The 592-nt window shown below is 60.8% G+C and carries 1 protein-coding gene; it reads right to left on the minus strand.

Translation table 11 applies throughout. From position 1 onward, the window contains the following. Positions 1–592, minus strand: a 592-nt coding sequence (locus tag IE100_RS16350) for an IS3 family transposase (protein ID WP_189375672.1), incomplete at both ends; no start/stop codon positions are given.

Genomic DNA, 592 nt, shown 5'->3' on the forward strand with positions numbered 1-592 from the left:
GAGTGATTTGGCATAGGCCGCCGGCGTCAAACCACCAAGGGCTTTCTTGGGCCTTTCATTGTTGTATTCCTTCCGCCAGGCTTCGATCACGACCTGGGCATGGCGCAGGCTGGTGAACCAGTGTTCGTTTAGGCACTCATCCCGGAAGCGTCCGTTGAACGATTCGATGTAAGCGTTCTGATTGGGCTTGCCGGGCTCAATCAGGAAGAGCTGAACACCACGGGCATGCGCCCAGCTGCAGAACTCCTTGCCGTTATCAGTCCTGATCGCTTTCGGCAGCCCCCGTGTCTGCGCCAGCTGGTCGAGGATACGCGTCAGATGGATGCCGCTCATCGCCCGCTCCGGCACAATCGCTACCGCCTCGTGAGTTGCGTCATCGACGACGGTCAGACTCTTGATGACCCGACCTTCCGCCGTCCGGTCGAACACGAAGTCCATCGACCAGACTTGGTTGGCGGCCAAGGGGCGGGCCAGCGGGTGACGGTCTGCCAGCGGCACCTTCTTGCGCTTACGCCAGCGAATTTGCAGCCCCGCCTCGGCATAGAGTCGATCCACCCGCTTGTGATTGACCGGCATGCCTTCCTGCCGCAAC

Origin of the sequence: Vogesella alkaliphila, from assembly GCF_014652475.1 — a bacterium.
Taxonomy (GTDB): Bacteria; Pseudomonadota; Gammaproteobacteria; order Burkholderiales; family Chromobacteriaceae; genus Vogesella; species Vogesella alkaliphila.